This window comes from Paraburkholderia sp. SARCC-3016 (assembly GCF_031119615.1).
Classification (GTDB): Bacteria; Pseudomonadota; Gammaproteobacteria; order Burkholderiales; family Burkholderiaceae; genus Paraburkholderia.
In genome coordinates this window covers 1-683 of the sequence record NZ_JAVHZD010000108.1, presented here as the reverse complement: position 1 = coordinate 683, position 683 = coordinate 1, and the positions used below count along the sequence as shown (strand labels likewise).

Sequence of the window (683 nt, the reverse complement as noted above, 5' to 3'; positions counted from 1 at the left end):
ATGTCACCACACCAGGCCTGATTTGGCGCGCTTGCGGCGAAATCCTGGTTCAACAGGTTCGGCGCCACTGGCAGCTCGTGCCTTGAATTGGTCGTCGCCTTGAACTTGCGTTTCTGTCTGCAGCGCAACCCAAGCTTTTTACGCAGCCTTTTTATGCGGTGAACGCCGATATGCACACCTTGTTCCCCGAGGTGCCTCTGCAAGCGTTCGGGGCCAAAGCTCTCACGTGTGCGCTGGTGTGCAGCAAGCACTTCGGCTTCGAGGCGAGGCTCCTGTTGTGCCCGCAACGGGAGCGGCCGCCTGCGCCAGGCGTAATAGCCGCTAACCGAGACGCCCAGCAGCCGGCACATCGGTGGGACCGGATAGTCCTGTCGCATCTGTTCAATCACGCCGTACCTCACCGCGACTCCTTCGCAAAGTACGTCGCGAATTTTTTTAGTAAATCGCGCTCCATCTTCACTTCGGCCAGCTCCCGCTTGACCCGCCCCAGCTCAGCTTCCATTTCCGTGAGTGGCTTTTGATGCTGACCGACGCTTTCGAGCTTGCCGGCCTTCGCGGCACGCACCCAGTTCGCCAGGGTCTTTATCGATATTGAAAGCCGACGTGCGGCCTCCGATATGCCGACGCCCTCGGTCATCGCCAGCTTCACGGCCTCTTCACGGAATTCCTTCGTGTAGACAGCC

The 683-nt window shown here is 59.6% G+C and carries 1 pseudogene; it reads right to left on the bottom strand.

The window, feature by feature from the left end:
* Nucleotides 1-683: pseudogene (locus QYH69_RS35935) on the bottom strand (IS3 family transposase); the annotation flags it as partial.